The sequence below is a fragment of the Sphingomonas degradans genome, from assembly GCF_053502645.1.
The window spans coordinates 17,157-33,735 of the sequence record NZ_CP177172.1 but is presented as its reverse complement, the minus strand read 5'-3'; the positions used below and the strand labels follow the sequence as shown (position 1 = coordinate 33,735).

The 16,579-nt window shown below is 68.3% G+C and carries 15 protein-coding genes; 11 read left to right on the top strand and 4 right to left on the bottom strand.

The window, feature by feature from the left end; translation table 11 throughout:
* Positions 1-527: 527 nt before the first annotated feature.
* Both ACG3SL_RS00135 and ACG3SL_RS00130 read left to right on the top strand, forming a co-directional pair.
* Positions 528-929: a globin domain-containing protein gene (locus ACG3SL_RS00135; RefSeq protein WP_448663124.1), complete on the top strand. Its 402-nt coding sequence runs from the start codon at positions 528-530 to the stop codon at positions 927-929.
* Positions 930-1,002: 73 nt separating this feature from the next.
* Positions 1,003-1,209, top strand: a complete 207-nt coding sequence (locus ACG3SL_RS00130; RefSeq protein ID WP_448663123.1) for a hypothetical protein — start codon at positions 1,003-1,005, stop codon at positions 1,207-1,209.
* An 84-nt stretch (positions 1,210-1,293) separates the two neighbouring features.
* Here the strand turns inward: ACG3SL_RS00130 and ACG3SL_RS00125 are convergent, their stop codons facing one another.
* A complete protein-coding gene (locus tag ACG3SL_RS00125; RefSeq protein ID WP_448663122.1) occupies positions 1,294-2,289 on the bottom strand; it encodes an LLM class flavin-dependent oxidoreductase in 996 nt (331 codons plus the stop codon).
* 66 nt (positions 2,290-2,355) lie between these two features.
* Here ACG3SL_RS00125 and ACG3SL_RS00120 point away from each other — a divergent pair, with 66 nt between their 5' ends.
* From ACG3SL_RS00120 to ACG3SL_RS00105, 4 genes are all read left to right on the top strand, one after another.
* On the top strand, positions 2,356-3,024 hold the full coding sequence (locus ACG3SL_RS00120) for a pyrimidine 5'-nucleotidase (RefSeq protein ID WP_448663121.1): 669 nt from the start codon (positions 2,356-2,358) through the stop codon (positions 3,022-3,024).
* Positions 3,021-3,839, top strand: a complete 819-nt coding sequence (gene dapD, locus ACG3SL_RS00115; protein WP_448663120.1) for a 2,3,4,5-tetrahydropyridine-2,6-dicarboxylate N-succinyltransferase — start codon at positions 3,021-3,023, stop codon at positions 3,837-3,839. Before ACG3SL_RS00120 ends, dapD begins: the two co-directional genes overlap by 4 nt.
* Positions 3,840-4,041: 202 nt before the next feature.
* Positions 4,042-4,806, top strand: coding sequence for a tryptophan 2,3-dioxygenase (locus tag ACG3SL_RS00110; protein ID WP_448663119.1), 765 nt, complete (start codon positions 4,042-4,044; stop codon positions 4,804-4,806).
* On the top strand, positions 4,803-5,927 hold the full coding sequence (locus ACG3SL_RS00105; protein ID WP_448663118.1) for a class V aminotransferase: 1,125 nt from the start codon (positions 4,803-4,805) through the stop codon (positions 5,925-5,927). Before ACG3SL_RS00110 ends, ACG3SL_RS00105 begins: the two co-directional genes overlap by 4 nt.
* A 264-nt stretch (positions 5,928-6,191) precedes the next feature.
* Here ACG3SL_RS00105 and ACG3SL_RS00100 read toward each other — a convergent pair whose 3' ends face one another.
* Complete coding sequence (locus tag ACG3SL_RS00100) at positions 6,192-6,620, bottom strand: CoA-binding protein (protein ID WP_448663117.1); 429 nt, start codon at positions 6,618-6,620, stop codon at positions 6,192-6,194.
* Between the two features lie 4 nt (positions 6,621-6,624).
* On the bottom strand, positions 6,625-7,386 hold the full coding sequence (locus tag ACG3SL_RS00095; protein WP_448665197.1) for an Mrp/NBP35 family ATP-binding protein: 762 nt from the start codon (positions 7,384-7,386) through the stop codon (positions 6,625-6,627).
* 276 nt (positions 7,387-7,662) lie between these two features.
* On the opposite strand from ACG3SL_RS00095, the gene hflK reads away from it, so the two are divergent.
* The 5 genes from hflK (at position 7,663) to ACG3SL_RS00070 (ending at position 14,845) form a co-directional block, all read left to right on the top strand.
* Positions 7,663-8,772 carry a protease modulator HflK gene (gene hflK / locus ACG3SL_RS00090; RefSeq protein WP_448663116.1) on the top strand — a complete coding sequence of 370 codons (1,110 nt, stop codon included), beginning with the start codon at positions 7,663-7,665 and terminating at the stop codon, positions 8,770-8,772.
* The gene (hflC, locus tag ACG3SL_RS00085) at positions 8,769-9,629 is read left to right on the top strand and encodes a protease modulator HflC (RefSeq protein WP_448663115.1); all 861 of its coding nucleotides are present in this window, start codon (positions 8,769-8,771) and stop codon (positions 9,627-9,629) included. Before hflK ends, hflC begins: the two co-directional genes overlap by 4 nt.
* A gap of 94 nt (positions 9,630-9,723) precedes the next feature.
* Complete coding sequence (locus tag ACG3SL_RS00080) at positions 9,724-11,229, top strand: Do family serine endopeptidase (protein WP_448663114.1); 1,506 nt, start codon at positions 9,724-9,726, stop codon at positions 11,227-11,229.
* Between the two features lie 114 nt (positions 11,230-11,343).
* Positions 11,344-12,948, top strand: a complete 1,605-nt coding sequence (locus ACG3SL_RS00075; protein WP_448663113.1) for a helicase HerA-like domain-containing protein — start codon at positions 11,344-11,346, stop codon at positions 12,946-12,948.
* Between the two features lie 43 nt (positions 12,949-12,991).
* Complete coding sequence (locus tag ACG3SL_RS00070) at positions 12,992-14,845, top strand: AsmA family protein (RefSeq protein ID WP_448663112.1); 1,854 nt, start codon at positions 12,992-12,994, stop codon at positions 14,843-14,845.
* A gap of 300 nt (positions 14,846-15,145) precedes the next feature.
* Here ACG3SL_RS00070 and ACG3SL_RS00065 read toward each other — a convergent pair whose 3' ends face one another.
* Positions 15,146-16,351 carry an alpha/beta hydrolase-fold protein gene (locus tag ACG3SL_RS00065; RefSeq protein WP_448663111.1) on the bottom strand — a complete coding sequence of 402 codons (1,206 nt, stop codon included), beginning with the start codon at positions 16,349-16,351 and terminating at the stop codon, positions 15,146-15,148.
* Positions 16,352-16,579 lie beyond the last annotated feature (228 nt).

The following is a 16,579-nucleotide window of genomic DNA, read 5'->3' as shown; positions in this document are numbered from 1 at the left end:
CTCTCAGCCCTCACTCAATACTGTACGCGGCCCTGTGCAGGGCCCTGAATCCGACTCGAGGGGCAGGTTTCCGATGGTATCACCGGTGTCGCGTTGCGCGAGAACAAAAAGTGTCCGTCGCCCTGAAAGCCGGGCACAGCCGAACCCATTCCGCATATGGATATGCGGTGCTGGTTCTACCAGTGCTTGAGCTTGCCCCTCAGTGCAACCACTACAGATTGTGCCAATCCGCGTTCGGGCACAAGAGCCGAAATGGACCTCCCGGTCAACGGCTCATCGCTAAAATGACTCGGCTCGTGGCAGCACCTGCCATGCCATGGCGCCGCGACGCGTGGACCTTCCTAGGGTCTGCGAAAGGCAAGAGAACGAACGCGGAACTGCAAAAATATTCCCGGTATAAAATTGCGGGGCCCGATCCCGCCAATATGGGTAGCAGCCTCGCGCGCCGGCGACGGAAATATCGTTTCCGGAGCAATATTGACCGGGATCAAATGGCGTCCGCCCGCGCCGTGCCAGCGATTGTGCCGATGGACGCACAAACTCCCTTCGACCGGATCGGCGGCGCCCCGGTGGTGCAGGCGATCGTCGACCGCTTCTACACGCTGATGGACCGCGAGCCCGCCTATGCCGGGCTGCGCGCGATTCACGCGCCGGACCTCACGCCGATGCGGCAGTCGCTGGGGCTGTTCCTAACTGCTTGGCTGGGCGGCCCGCGCGACTGGTTCGATCAGCGCCCGGGCGTGTGCATGATGGGGATGCACCGCGCGATGGCGATCGACACCGCGCTGGCCGCGCAATGGGCCGATGCGATGGCACAGGCAATCGCCGCCGAACCGACGGTCGACCGCGCGTTCGGGCTACAGCTTGCCGGGGCGCTGGACCGGATGTGCCGGGGGATGGTGACGCGCGAGGCAGTCGCCGCCGAATAGCCGCCGGCGAAGTCGATCCGTTCCGGAGCAACTTGCCTCCAATGCGGAGCGGCGCGCCGCTAGGTTCCGAGTCATGGAACGCCCCTCCCCCCCGCTCGAATATGCCTGCGACCGCTGCGGCGGCACCGCCGTCACCCGCGACGCCTGGGCCGAATGGAAGGTCGAGGAACAGGCCTGGGCGCTCAACGCGCTGTTCGACTTCGCGTTCTGCCACCAATGCCACCGCCAGACCCAGCTTGTCGAGCGCAGCGTCCGCCCGCCGGAGACAGCGGGGGAGTAGCGCGCGCACACTGGCACGTCCTCCTGCGAAACGCCAGGCCGTATCCGCGCCGCCGGATGCGGCCTGTCCTCTACACGCCTCGAACTATGCGGGCACGGCCTCGCGCATCGCTTCCGCCGCGATCGTCAGGCTGCGCTTGCGGGCGTCATGGTCGAACATGGCGCTGGTCAGCATCAGTTCGTCGGCGCCGGTGCGCTCGATGAACGCCGCGATCTCGCGCGCCACCTTGGCCGGGCCGCCGATCGCGGAGGCCGACAGCACCTGCGCCAGCATCGCATTGCCCTGCGCGCCCAGCGTGTCGCGATAGCCGCGCACCGGCGGGGGCAGCTGGATGCCGCGCCCGGTGCGGATCGCGACGAATGCCTGTTGCTGCGACGTCGCCAGATACTCCGCCTCTTCGTCGCTGTCGGCGGCAAAGACGTTGAAGCCCAGCATCACATGCGGCTTTTCCAGCACGCCCGAGGGGCGGAAATTGCGGCGATAGACGGCAATCGCCTCGTCCATCAGCCCCGGCGCGAAGTGCGAGGCAAAGGCATAGGGCAGCCCCAGCGCGGCGGCGAGCTGCGCCCCGAACAGGCTCGATCCCAGAATCCACAGCCGCACATCTGCGCCCGCCCCCGGCGTCGCGCGGATGCCGGTGCGGCCGTCATCGGCGAAATAGCTTTGCAGTTCCTGCACATCGCGCGGAAATTCGTTGCCGTCGCTGTCCAGCCCGCGCCGGATCGCGGCGGCGACGCGCTGGTCCGATCCCGGCGCGCGGCCCAGCCCCAGGTCGATGCGGCCGGGGAACAGCGCGTCGAGCGTGCCGAACGCCTCCGCCACCTGCAGCGGCGAATGGTTGGGCAGCATGATCCCGCCCGCGCCGACGCGGATGCGCGACGTCGCCTGGCCGACATGCGCGATCACCACGGCGGTGGCCGCGCTGGCGATCCCCTCCATCCCGTGATGCTCCGCCACCCAATAGCGGTTGAAGCCGAGCGTTTCGGCATGCCGCGCCAGATCGGCGGCATTGGCGAGGGATTGGGAAACCGTTCCGCCCTGGATGACGGGAACGAGGTCGAGCAGCGAATAACCTGTCATGCCACATCAGATGGGGAGCCCCGCACCCGCTTGCCACCCCCGCGCCCGCGCCCTATCGCGCCGCCCATGCGCGCCGAACTCTCCCATATCCGCAACTGGATCTTCGATCTGGACAACACGCTGTACCCGGCCAGCGCAAACCTGTTTCCGATGATCGACGCGCGGATCGGCGACTATGTCCGCACCCTGCTGCAATGCGACGCCGAAGAGGCGCACCGCGTGCAAAAGGGCTATTTCCACGCGCACGGCACCACGCTGTCGGGGCTGATCGCCGACCATGGCGTCGATCCGCATCACTATCTGGATTTCGTCCACGACGTGGACATGAGCGTGCTCACCCGCGACGAGGCACTGATCGCTGCGCTGGCGCTGCTGCCGGGGCGCAAGCTGGTCTTCACCAATGGCGACGTGGTGTATGCGGGGAAGGTGCTCGACCGGCTGGGGCTGGGCGAGACGTTCGAGGCGGTGCACGACATCCACGCCACCGATTACCGGCCCAAGCCCGATCCGATCGTCTATCGCGGGCTGTGCGACGCCTATGCGCTGAACCCGCACGAATCGCTGTTCGTCGAGGACATGGCGCGCAACCTCAAGCCCGCCAAGGCGATCGGCATGACCACCGTGTGGATCGACAACGGCTCCGAACAGGGGCCGGACGAGGACCGCAGCTTCATCGACTATACCGTGACCAATCTGGGCGATTGGCTGCACGACATATTGGAGACCCCGCAATGACCGATCTCGCCACCACCATCGACGCCGCCTGGGAAGACCGGGCGAACCTGGGCTTCGCGACCACCGGCGCAGTGCGCGAGGCCGTGGCAGAGGCGCTGCACCTGCTCGACAGCGGCCAGGCCCGCGTGGCCGAGCCCGTGGACGGCGGCTGGCAGGTCAACCAGTGGCTGAAAAAGGCCGTGCTGCTCAGCTTCCGCCTCAACGACAATGCGCTGGTCGAGGGGCCGGGCGGCGCGACCTGGTTCGACAAGGTGCCGTCGAAGTTCGCCGGCTGGGATGAAGCCGCCTTCCGCACCGCCGGATTTCGCGCCGTGCCGGGCAGCATCGTGCGCCACGGCGCGCATGTGGCCAAGGGCGCGGTGCTGATGCCCAGCTTCGTCAACATCGGCGCCTATGTCGGCGAAGGCACGATGGTCGATACCTGGACCACGGTGGGCAGCTGCGCGCAGATCGGCAAGAACGTCCACCTCTCGGGCGGCGTCGGCATCGGCGGCGTGCTGGAACCGCTCCAGGCCGATCCGGTCATCATCGGCGACGGCGCGTTCATCGGCGCGCGCTCGGAAGTGGCCGAGGGCGTGCGCGTCGGCGAAGGCGCGGTGCTGTCGATGGGCGTCTATCTCGGCGCCTCTACCAAGATCGTCGACCGCGCGACCGGCCAGGTCCATCGCGGCGAAGTCCCCCCCTATGCCGTCGTCGTCCCCGGCACGCTCCCGGCGGAAGACGGCAAGCCGGGGCTGTACTGCGCGGTCATCGTCAAGACCGTGGACGCCCAGACCCGCAGCAAGACGGGCATCAACGAACTGCTGCGGGACTGAGGGAACACCTTATCCCCCTCCCGCTTCCTTGCTCCCCTCCCGCTTGCGGGAGGGGAGCGCACGCCGCTAGCGCCATCCCCCTTTCTTCTCTCTGCGCCTCTGCGCCTCTGCGCGAACCTCTATCTTCTTCGCGCCTTCGCGCCTTCGCGCCTTCGCGTGAAACATAATTGCCCCCGCCCGCGCAGATGCCTAGCGTCCCCCCATGACCGAACCCATGACCTATGGGCGCTATCTCGCGCTCGACCAGCTTCTCGCCGCGCAGCATCCCTTGTCGGATCGGCATGACGAGCTGCTCTTCATCATCATCCACCAGACCAAGGAATTGTGGCTCAAGCAGATGATCGCCGAGCTGGTGCCCGCCAAGGCGCTGGTGCGCGCAGGCCGGCTGGTCGAGGCGTATAAGGGGCTGGCGCGGGTCAGCCGGATTCAGGCGGTGATGACGCTCAGCTGGGATGTGCTGGCGACGATGACGCCCACCGACTATACCCGCTTCCGCCAAGTGCTGGGCAGCAGTTCGGGGTTTCAGTCGGACCAGTTCCGCGCGGTCGAAACCTTGCTCGGCCTGCGCGGGGGCGGGGTGCCGGGGCCGCTGACGACGGCCTTTGCCGCCGAGCCCAGCCTGTGGGACGACGCCAACGCCGCGCTTGCCGCCGCCGGCTTTGCAGTGCCCGATACTGCGCTCGCCCGCGACTGGGCCGCGCCCTACCAGCCCGACGCGCGCGTCGCCGACGCCTGGACGCAGGTGTACCGCGACACCACGCGCCATTGGGACCTGTACCAGCTCGCCGAAAAGCTGGTCGACATCGACGACGCGCTGGCGACGTGGCGGCACAAGCACGTCCTGACGGTCAGCCGCGTGATCGGCGGCAAGAGGGGCACCGGCGGCACGCCCGGCGTGCCCTATCTCGAATCGACGCTGGCAAAACGCGCCTTTCCCGAACTCTGGTCGCTCAGGACCGGGCTGTGACCAGCTACAAGCATCTGTTCCAGCGCGCGCTGGCCGCCGCGCCCGATCGCGTCCATTTCGCCGCGCACAGCCACCATCTGTGGCCCGATGCCAGCTATATCGGCCAGATCGCCGCGTGGGAGGACGCTGCGCGCTATGCCGATCGCAAATGGGATCGCGCGATGGGGGAAATCTGGCCGGCGGCGCAGGTCCATGTCGCGTCCGAGCTGCGCCTGCCCGACCCCGACACGGTGGTGTTCGCGCCCAACACGCACGAACTGCTGCTCCGCATCGTCTCCGCGCTGCCGGTGCGCACGCCCCGCATCCTGACGACCGACGGCGAGTTCCACAGCTTCCGCCGGCAGAGCCTGCGCTGGGAGGAGGCCGGCACCGCCACGGTCACGCGAGTGCCGATGGAGGCACTGGTCGAGACTGCGCGCACCGGCGCCTATGACCTGATCTTCGCCAGCCATGTCCCCTTCGGCAGCGGGCGGGTGTTCGACGGGCTGGCGGAACTCGCCGCACTCGCCCGGCCCAATGGGCCCTGGGTCGTGATCGACGGCTATCATGGCTTCATGGCCGTGGAGACCGATCTGTCGGCGGTGGCGGATCGGATCTTCTACCTCGCCGGCGGGTATAAATACGCGATGTCGGGCGAAGGCTGCGCGTTCCTCCACGCACCCCCCGGCTATGGCCCGCGCCCGGAAATCACCGGCTGGTACGCCGAGTTCGAGGATCTGGCGCTGCCGCCGGGGCAGGTCGGCTATGCCCCCGATGCCCGCCGCTTCCTGGGCGCGACCTTCGATCCTTCGGGGCTGTACCGGTTCGTCGCGGTGCGCGACATGCTGCGCGGCGAGGGGCTGACGACGGCGGCGATCTCGGCCCATGCCGATGCGCTCAAGGCGCGGGTGCTGCCCGCGATTCCTGCGGGCGCCGAACTGCTCAACCCCGGCTCCCCCGCCCGCTTCCTCGCGCTGCGCACGCCCCATGCGGCGCGATGGCAGGCGGCGCTGGACCAGGAGGACATCCGCGTCGATGTGCGCGGCGACGTGCTGCGCATCGGCTTCGGACTGTACCAGGACGATCGCGACGCAAACCGGCTGATCGACGCGCTGGGCTATATCGGGCGAAGCTTGGCCTGACGCTCCCCTGCGAAAGCAGGGGCCCAGGGTCCAAAGCACACCGTCTGCGGCTCTGGGCCCCGCCTTCGCACAGGGTCATCGCATGTAACTCGGCGCTGCTTCTTTTACTTCTCGTCACCCTGAACTTGTTTCAGGGTCCAACCCTCCACGGGCGACGCCACAGCCTGTTGGACGTTGGATGCTGAAACAAGTTCAGCATGACGGCGTAAAACAAGGCCTGCATCCCTACGCGACAGTCCCCCGGTTCGCGGGGAACGCGTCACCTCAGGCGACCGGCGCCAATCCCAGCCGGCGGATTTCGATCGCGGGGCAACGGTCCATCACGACCTTCAGCCCCGCCGCCTCTGCGCGCGCGGCGGCTGCGTGGTCGATCACGCCCAGCTGCATCCACACGGCCTTGGCACCCTTGGCGATCGCCGCGTCCACGACTGCGCCCGCATCCTCGGATCGGCGGAAAATGTCGACGATGTCGATCGGGTCGCCGATCTGGTCGAGGTCGCGAAAGACGAACTCGCCGTGCACATGCTCGCCGGTAATACGCGGATTGATCGGAATCACGCGATAGCCGTGCCGCTGCAACAGCAGCATCACGCCATTGCTGGGCCGTTTGGGCCCATCCGATGCGCCGACCATCGCGATGGTGCGGGATTCTTCGAGCAGCGCCTTGATATCTTCGTCGCGAGTCAGCGGCATGGCTTTACCTCTCAAGCCATTGGTAGACGGATTCCGCGATTTCACCAAATGACTCTGCGGTTTCTCCGTTTCCCGCCGCGGGCGGGTTGCCCGAATCGGACGCCGTGCGGATCGCGATCTGCAACGGAATCCGCCCGAGGAACGGAATGCCCAGCGCCTTTGCCGCCGCTTCGGCCCCACCGCACCCGAACGGATCGGAGACTTCGCCGCAATGCGGGCACTGGTATCCGGCCATGTTCTCAACCAGCCCGATGATCGGCACGCCCGCCTTGACGAACAGGTCGATCGCCCGCCGCGCATCGATCAGCGCCAGGTCCTGCGGGGTGGAGACGATCACCGCGCCCGCCGGCTTGTGCTTCTGGATCATGGTGAGCTGCACGTCGCCGGTGCCCGGCGGCAGATCGAGCACCAGCGTATCCACCGGCCCCCAATCGGCATCGACCAGCTGGCCCAGCGCGCCGCCCGCCATCGGCCCGCGCCACGCGATCGCCTGCCCCTCGGCCACCAGACCGCCCATCGACAGCAGCGGCACGCCGAACGGCGTGTCGATCGGGATCAGCGTCTTGTCGCGCGCCTTGGGCTTGATCCCCTCGACGCCCATCAGCTTGGGCTGCGACGGGCCATAGATATCGGCGTCGACCAGCCCCACCTTGCGCCCGCGCTTCGCCAGCGCGATCGCCAGGTTGGCGGAGACCGTGGACTTGCCCACCCCACCCTTGCCGCTGGCCACCGCGACGATCCGCCGGGTCCGCCGCTCGCTGGTCATCAGCACGCGGACCTCGTCCACGCCCGGCACCGCCGCCGCGGCCTTCACATCGGCTTCCAGCTCGTCGCGCGCGGCGGGGCTCAGATCGCTTACGTCCAGCACGATGCTCGCCCGCGCGCCCTCGACGCGCACGGTCGCGCGGCCCGCCGCGATCGGGGCCAGCGCTGCCTGAATTCGGGCCTGAATGGGGGTTTCGTCAGTCATTATCCCGCCACATAAGGACGTATTCGGCGGCTGCCACTGTAAATCCGCGTATCCGCCCTTATAAAGGTTGGCATGGTGAACCTGACAGGCTGGCGTCAAATCGCCGGCATCTTCAAGAACGAGCCCCCCAAGAGCCCCTGGGGCAGCCCCGGCGGCTCCGGCAATGGCGGGTCCGGCGACGGCAACGGCAGCGGCCCGCGCAACCCCTGGTCCCTGCCCCCCGACGGGCGCCGCCCCCGCGCACCCGGCGCGAACACGCTGGAAGACCTGCTCAACCGCGCGCGCAGCGGCGGCGGTCCCGGCATTCCGGGGATGCCCAGCGGCAGCCGGCTGTGGCTGATCGCGATCGGCGCGCTGCTGGTCATCTGGGTGCTGTTCACCTCGTTCCACTCGATCGGGCCGCGCGAAAAGGGCGTGGTGACGACGCTGGGCCGCTATACCGGCACGCTCGATCCGGGCATCCGCTTCACGCTGCCCGCGCCGTTCCAGCTGGTCGACGTGGTCAATGTCGCCAATATCCAGACCGAGAATTTCCCGCCCAGCGGCGAAAACCTGATGCTGACCGGCGACCAGAACATCGTCGATCTCGCCTATTCGGTGCGCTGGGACATTCGCAGCCCGTCGGACTATCTGTTCCAGATCGCCCGCCCGCAGGAAACCGTGCGCGCCACAGCGGAAAGCGCGATGCGCGCCGTCGTCGCCACCACCACCCTCAACGAAGCGATCGGTGAAGGCCGCGCGGGCATCGAGGGCAAGGTCCAGATCGCGATCCAGCAGATCCTCGACGAATATCATTCGGGCATCCGCATCCAGGGCGTCGCCATCCAGAAGGCCGCCGCGCCCCAGGCCGTGGACGAAGCGTTCAAGGCCGTGACTGCCGCGCAGCAGGAGGCACAGGGCAACAAGAACAACGCCAATGCCTTCGCCAACCAGATCATCGCCCAGGCGCAGGGCGAAGCCGCCGAGTTCGACAAGATCTACGAACAGTACAAGCTCGCGCCCGAAGTGACGCGCCGCCGCCTGTATTACGAGACCATGGAAGCGGTGCTGTCGCGCACCGACAAGACCATCGTCGAGGCGCCCGGCGTGACGCCCTATCTCCCCTTGCGCGAACTCAAGCGCAGCGAGCCCCCCGCGATCGAAGCGGCGCCGGCGCCCGCCCAGTCTGGAGCAGCCAAGTGAGCGGCACCTGGTATCGCAACCCCATCACGCTCGCCGTGGCGGTGATCGTGGCGCTGATCGTCATCATGAGCACGGTGTCGATCGTGCCGGAAACCAAGCAGGCGGTCGTGCTCCGGCTCGAACAGCCGCGCGGCAATCCGATCAACGCGTACAAGCCCGGCGAACAGTTCGGCCGCACCGGCGCGGGCCTGGTCTTCCGCATCCCGTTCATCGACCGGATCGTGTGGGTCGACAAGCGCGTGCTCGACATCGACCTGCCGAACCAGCCGGTGCTGTCGACCGATCAGCTGCGGCTCGAAATCGACGCCTATGCCCGTTTCCGCGTGGTCGATCCTCTCAAGATGGTGGTCACCGTCGGCAGCGTCGAGCGCGTCCGCGACCAGCTCCAGCCGCTGTTCGGCTCGTCGCTGCGCAACGAACTGGGCAAGCGTCCCTCGGCGGTGCTGCTGAGCCCCGAGCGGGGCCAGGTGATGGACAATATCCAGAACTCGCTCCAGCGGCTGGCCAGCCAGTATGGCGTCGAGATCGTCGACGTGCGCATCAAGCAGACCGAACTGCCCAGCGGCTCGCCGCTCGACAGCGCGCTCGCCCGGATGCGTACCGCCCGGCTCCAGGAAGCCGCGACGATCAAGGCGCAGGGGCTGAAGGAGGCGCAGATCATCCGCGCCACCGCCCAGGCGCAGGCCGCGCAGATCTATGCGGCCGCGTTCAACAAGGACCCCGGTTTCTACGATTTCTACCGGGCGATGCAGTCCTATCGCCAGACCTTCCTGGCCCAGGGCGACGACAAGGGCGCGACGTCGATCATCCTGTCTCCGCAGAACAGCTATCTGCGCGAGTTCATGGGGCAACGATGAGCCTGTCGCTTCGTTCATATTCAATCAGCGTTCAGCAACCCGGCGCAAATAACGGCACCGAACGCTTTCTCGTCCTTTGAGAGGATACACACCCGTGCGTTACGCTTACGCTCTTACCACTGCCCTTGCCCTCAGCGGCGCCGCTGCCGTCATGGTGCTCGAACACCCGGCCGGCGCGCAGACCGCGCAGAACGAGCCCGGCGCGATTCAGGCCGCCGCGCCCAAGGCCGGCGCGCCGATGAGCTTCGCCGACATGGTGGCCAAGCTCCAGCCGGCGGTGGTCAACATCTCGACCACCCAGCGCGTCCAGGTGAACACCAATCCGTTCGCCGGCACCCCGTTTGAAATGTTCGGCGGCCAGCAGGGCGGCCAGCCGGTGACGCGCGAAGCCGAATCGCTCGGCTCGGGCTTCATCATTTCGGCCGACGGCTATGTCGTCACCAACAACCACGTCATTTCGGCGGGCCAGCGCGGCGCCGTGGTCGAATCGATCCGCGTGACGCTGCCCGATCGCCGCGAATTCACCGCCAAGCTGATCGGCCGCGACGTCCAGTCCGACCTCGCGGTGCTCAAGATCGAGGGGCAGAACCTGCCCTTCGTGAAGTTCGGCGATTCGCGCCAGGCGCGCGTCGGCGACTGGGTGGTGGCGATCGGCAACCCGTTCGGGCTGGGCGGTTCGGTGACGGCGGGCATCATCTCCGCCACGCACCGCGTGACCGGCCAGGGCGGCGCCTATGACCGCTTCATCCAGACCGATGCCTCGATCAATCGCGGCAATTCGGGTGGCCCGATGTTCGATCTCCAGGGCAACGTGATCGGCATCAACTCGCAGATCCTGTCGCCCACCGGCGGCAATGTCGGCATCGGCTTCGCAATCCCAGCGGAACAGGCCAAGCCGGTCATCGACACGCTGATGAAGGGCAAGGCGATCGAGCGCGGCTATCTGGGCGTCCAGATGCAGCCGATCGACCGCGGCATCGCCGACGCGCTGGGCATTCCCAGCGATCGCGGCACGCTGGTCGCGCGCGTCGAGCCGGGCGAGGCGGCGGAAAAGGCCGGGATCAAGCAGGGCGACGTGATCGTCCGCGTCGGCGAGCAGGAAGTGACGCCGGACCAGACGCTCAGCTACCTCGTCGCCAATGTCGCGCCGGGCACCCGCCTGCCGCTGACGCTGATCCGCGACGGCAAGCGCCAGACGATCACCGTCGTCGTCGGCAAGCGCCCGCCCGAGGAACAGCTGGCGCAGTTCGATCCCGAGAACGACGATAGCGGCCCGGCCACCGCCGATCCCGACGCGATGGCAGCCGCCTCGCTCGGCGTCGCGGTCACGCCGCTGACGCCGCAGATCGCGCGCAGCATCGGCGTCGACGGCACCGCCAAGGGCGTCGTCGTGCTCAACGTCGACCAGTCGAGCGACGCAGCGGGCAAGGGGCTCAAGCGCGGCGACCTGATCGTCTCGGTCAATCGCACGCCCGTCGCCAGCTCGGCCGATGTCGCGCGCATCGTCACCGAAGCGAAGAAGGCAGGGCGCAGCACCGTGCTGCTCTATGTCCAGCGGCGCAACAACGGCACCTTCGTTCCGATCCAGATCGCCAAGTAAACCGCGCCCGGATCACGGTGCCGGCGTGTCGCAACCCGACACGCCGGCACCGCACGCTGTGGGCTGACCGATGCCCGTTTCTCCCCTATTCACGCTCCCGAAAAGGAGCATGGCATGGCGGGCGAGACGGGCATTTTCATTGGTGCGGCGAACGGGCAGCCGCAAAACCTCATCCTGCGCCGGGCCAATCGCCACGGGCTGATCGCGGGCGCCACGGGCACGGGCAAGACCGTGACGCTCCAGGGGCTGGCCGAGGGCTTCTCCGCCGCCGGGGTGCCGGTGTTCCTGGCCGATGTGAAGGGCGACCTGGCCGGCATCGCCATGGCCGGATCGCCCGCATCGAAGCTCCACCCGATCTTTGCAGAACGCGCGGCGGCGGTGGGGGATAGCGGCTGGCGCTATGGCGAATCGCCGGTCCAGCTCTGGGACCTGTTCGGCGAACAGGGGCATCCCATCCGCACCACCATTTCCGAAATGGGGCCGCTGCTGCTGTCGCGGCTGATGGGGCTGAACGAAGTGCAGGAGGGGCTGCTTACCATCGCCTTCCACGTCGCCGACAAGGAGGGGCTGCTGCTCCTCGACCTCGACGATCTCCAGGCGATGCTGGCGGATTGCGCCGCGCGCGCCGACGAACTCACGACGCAGTACGGCAATGTCAGCAAGGCCAGCGTCGGCGCGATCCAGCGCGCGCTGCTCCAGCTGCGCAGCCAGGGCGCCGAGCATTTCTTCGGCGAACCCGCGCTCGAAATCGCCGATTTCCTCCAGGTGGACGATAGCGGGCGCGGCGTGGTCAACGTCCTCGCCGCCGACCGGCTGATGGCGTCCCCGCGCCTCTACGCCAGCTTCCTGCTGTGGCTGCTCTCCGAACTGTTCGAGACGCTTCCCGAAGTCGGCGACCCCGACAAGCCGGTGCTGGTGTTCTTTTTCGACGAAGCCCATCTGCTGTTCGACGAAGCGCCCAAGGCACTGCTCGACAAGATCGAACAGGTCGTCCGCCTGATCCGCTCCAAGGGCGTCGGCGTCTATTTCGTCACGCAGAACCCGATCGACATCCCCGAGGACATAGCCGGCCAGCTCGGCAACCGCATCCAGCACGCGCTGCGCGCCTTCACCCCGCGCGAGGAGCGCGCGATCCGCGCCGCCGCCGAGACGTTTCGCGCCAATCCCGGCGTGGACGTCGCCACCGCGATCACCGAGCTGAAAGTCGGCGAGGCGCTGGTATCGCTGCTCCAGGAGGATGGCGCCCCTTCGCCGGTCGAGCGCACGCTCATCAAGCCGCCCCGCTCGCGCGTCGGCCCCCTCGCGCCGGACGAGCGCCGCGTGCTGATCGATACCGACGCCGTGGGCGCGCGGTACGACGCCGCGATCGACCGCGAGTCGGCGGAGGAAATCCTGACCGCCAAGGCCGGTCAGGCCGCCGCAGCCGCCGCCGAAGCGCGCGCGACGACCGAGGCCCAGAAAGCCGCCGCCGCGCAGGAAAAGGAAGCCGCGCGTCAGGCCCGCGAGGAAGCCCGTGCCCGGCGCGAGGCCGAACGCGCCGCCGCAGCCGATCCGTGGAACCGCGCGATCAAGTCCGCCACACGCTCTGCCTCGTCCGCCGCCGGGCGCGCCGTGGCCAATGAAGTGTCGAAGGCCGTGTTCGGCCGCAAATCGGGAGTTGGCGCCAGCGTGATCGGCGGGCTGGTGCGCGGCATGCTGGGCGGGCTCTTCCGCGGCTAAGCGGCCCCCGGAACGAAATCACCCCGCCGCGCGTCGAGCCCCGATGCCGATTCGCCTCCCTCGCTCGCGCCGCCTTGTCCTCGGGCTGGGAGTCGTCGCCGCGTTCCTCGCAGTGCTGCTGATCGCGCTCGCCGCCTTCCCCTGGGGCGTGCTGCGCGGCACGATCGAGCGGCGCCTTGCCGCGCAGGTCGGTCGCCCGGTGACGATCGGCAGCATCGCGCGCACCGACGCCTTTTCGTTTACCCCCACGATCCTGATCCGCGACGTGCGCGTGCCGCAACCGGCCTGGGCGGGCACCGGCACGCTCGCGCAGGTCGCCGAGACGCGGGTGACCTTTTCCGCCTGGTCGCTGCTGCGCGGCGCGTTCGTCCCGCTCGCGATCGACGCCAATGGCGCGCGCCTCACGCTGGTCCGCGACGCGCAGGGCCGCAAGAACTGGACGAAGGACAAGCCCGGCGGGAGCGATGGCGGCAACGCGCCTACGCTGCGTGCGCTGACGCTGCGCGACGTCACCGTCACCTATCGCGACGCGAAGCGCGACCGCGCCTTCGCTGTCGCGCTCACCTCCGACGCCGCACAGGGGCTGCGCATCGCCGGCACCGGCAGCGTGCGCGACACGCCGGTGACGATCACCGCCAGCGCCCCCGCGATCGGCACGGGACAGGGCAAGCCCTGGCCGTTCCAGGCGCTGATCGACGGCCCGGCGCTGCGCTTCGCCGCGCGGGGCACGATGGACACGCCGCTCGACACGCGCCACATGACCGTCGACATCGAAACGCGCGCGCAGGACCTCAAGCTGGTCGATGCGATCATCGCCGCCGGGCTGTTCGGCACCCAGCCGGTCGCGCTCACCGCGCACGCGCGCCGTGACGGCGCGGTGTGGGACGTGCCGCGCCTGTCGGGCACGATCGGCGGCTCGCGCATCGGCGGGCGCGTGCGCGTGACCAAGCGCGACGGGCGCTCGATCCTCGACGGCGCCGTGCAGGCGCGCAACTTCGCGTTCGACGATCTCGCCTCGAACGAAGGCAAGGCCAAGGCCGCCGCGCTGCGCCGCACGATCGGCCCGCGCATCGTCCCCAATACGCGCATCAACATCCGCAAGATCGACAAGACCGACGGCACCATCGCGCTCACCGTCCACAGTTTCGCCGGCGCGACCGGGCGCACGATCAAGGGGCTGCGCGGAGCCCTCGCGATCGATCACCAGCTGCTCACGCTCACCGGCCTGCGCGTCGCGCTGCCGCGCGGGACGGTGACGGGATCGCTCCGCGTCGACCAGCGCGGCGGCGTACCCGTGCCGGCCGTCACGATCGACCTACGACTCGCGAACAGCAGCATCGGCGCGCTGGCGGGCGGGCCGATCGACGGACGGCTCGACGCCCGCGTCAATGTCACCGGCCGGGGAAGCACGATCCGCGAGGCGGTAGGCGCGGGCAATGGCCGCATCGGCATCGTCGCGCGCGACGGCAGCCTGCCCGAGAAGCTCGCCAGCATGATGGGGTTCGACATCGGCGCCGCGCTGCTCCCCGACGAAGGCGCGCGCGCCGGCCTGCGCTGCATGGCGCTCGGCCTCACCCTGCGCGGCGGCACCGGCACCGCCGACCCGCTGCTGATCGACACGACGCGCAGCCAGGCGCGCGGCACCGGCACCGTCCGGTTTCCCGCCGAGAGCATCGCCCTGACCTTCACCGGCGCGCCCAAGACCGACGGCGCCATCCGCCTCCCCGGATCGGCGACCGCACGGGGCACGCTCAGCAGCCCCCAGATCGACGTGCCCAGGGAAACCAAGTCGCTGGGCAACGTCCTCAAAGGGCTGGGCCGCGCGATCAGCGGCAAACAGGGCCCCCGCCCCGCCGACGCCGATTGCGGCGCACTGGCGGCGCGCGTGCTGGGGTGAGGGGGCGAGTCCCACTCGAGCAAAGAGGAGTGATTTGCGGTGGCGCCGCATGTGCGCGGCGCTTCCTCCACGTCGCACCCTCCCCCAACCCCTCCCGCAAGCGGGAGGGGAGCGATAGTCGCCTAGTCCGAATCTCCCATGGAGATCGGAATGAACGGAACGCCGGGCAAGGTCATTTCCCCTCCCGCTTGCGGGAGGGGTTAGGGGAGGGGCCGCGCTCGCGCGGCACTTCTTCTACTTCAGCCCCCTCCCCAAACTCGCAAGCGGGAGGGGAGCGCTAACGAGCAGCCCCCCGCCCCCTCAATCGCGGAACAACATCGGCGCCATTTCGCGCAGGCTGCGGCGCCAGGTCTGGAATTCATGCCCGGTGTTGGGCGAGACATAGAAGGCGCTCTTGATCCCCGCTGCCTTCAGCGCCTCGGCATTGGCGCGCGGGTCCATGCGCGGCGCACCCGGAGGGCCACCGGCGCCCCGCCCTTCCAGTTCGCGGCTGCCGAAGCTGACAAAGGTGAGTTTCACCTTTTCCTTGTACCCCGGCGTGTTGTTGACGTCGTCCAGCGACACGGTGCCGCCGCTGAGCAGGCCGATATAGTTGAACTTGTCGAGATTCTTCGGCGCGATCGCCTTGGTCTCGAACCCGCCCATCGACAGCCCCGCCATCGCCCGGTGCCCGGCATCGGCCAGCGTGCGGAAATGCGTGTCGACATAGGGGATCAGTTCGTCGACCAGCACCGTCTGGAACGGCTTGATGTCGAAGCTGTTGAGCCCGCCGGGGCTGCCCGGGCGAATGTCGTTGGTCATGCCATAGGTCATGACGATCAGGAACGGCCGCGTCTTTCCGGCGGCGATCAGATTGTCCATGATCCGGTTGGCATGCCCCTGGTTCGACCAGGCGGTCTCGTCCTCGCCCCAGCCATGCTGAAGGTACAGCACCGGATAGCGGGTGCCGTTGTTCTTCTCATAGCCCGGCGGGGTATAGACGAAGGCGCGGCGCTGCGTCCCCGTGCTGGGCGAGGGGAACAGGATCTGCGAGACATTGCCGTGCGGCACGTCCTTCAGCGCATAGAAATCGGCGTCGTGCGCGGGGATCTCGATCCCGCTTTCCCACCGCGTCGAGCCATAGAAGTTCAGCGCGCCCGGATCGTTGAACACGCCGCCGTCGATCGTCGCGTGATAATAATGGAAACCCTCGTCCAGCGGCCCTTCGGACGTGCCCATCCATGCTCCGTCCGCCCCCTTGGCCAACACGGTGCCCCCGCGCCCGCCCAGCCCCAGGCTGACCTTCACGGCCTGCGCGTCGGGCGCGACGATGCGGAAGCGGGCATAGCCCTGCGAATTGACCTGCGGATATTGCTGGCCCGGCTGGTTGGTGGACGAAGGCTTGAAATCCTCGATCACCGCCGGGGCGGCGGGCGGCGCGCTGGGCGCGGGCGCAGTCTGCGCAAGAGCAAGCGGCGACGTGGTGGCCGCAATGGCGGCCAGTACTCCGGCAACAGCGTATTTCATGCAAGCATCCTCCCCTGATCGGCGGCGCCGGTCGCATTCCGACTCTGGTCGCCCTTTCCGATTACTCGGAGTGATTGCAGGAGTCGGCGCCAGATGCAATATCATATATGAAATGCCGCGCGATGGGCACAAAATGACGCCGCATGGCACCACAGGGCGCCTGCGGGGTTTGTTGGGGCATCTGTCCACCGGAGCCCTGCATGTTTCCTTCCCCCCTGGTCGCGGTCC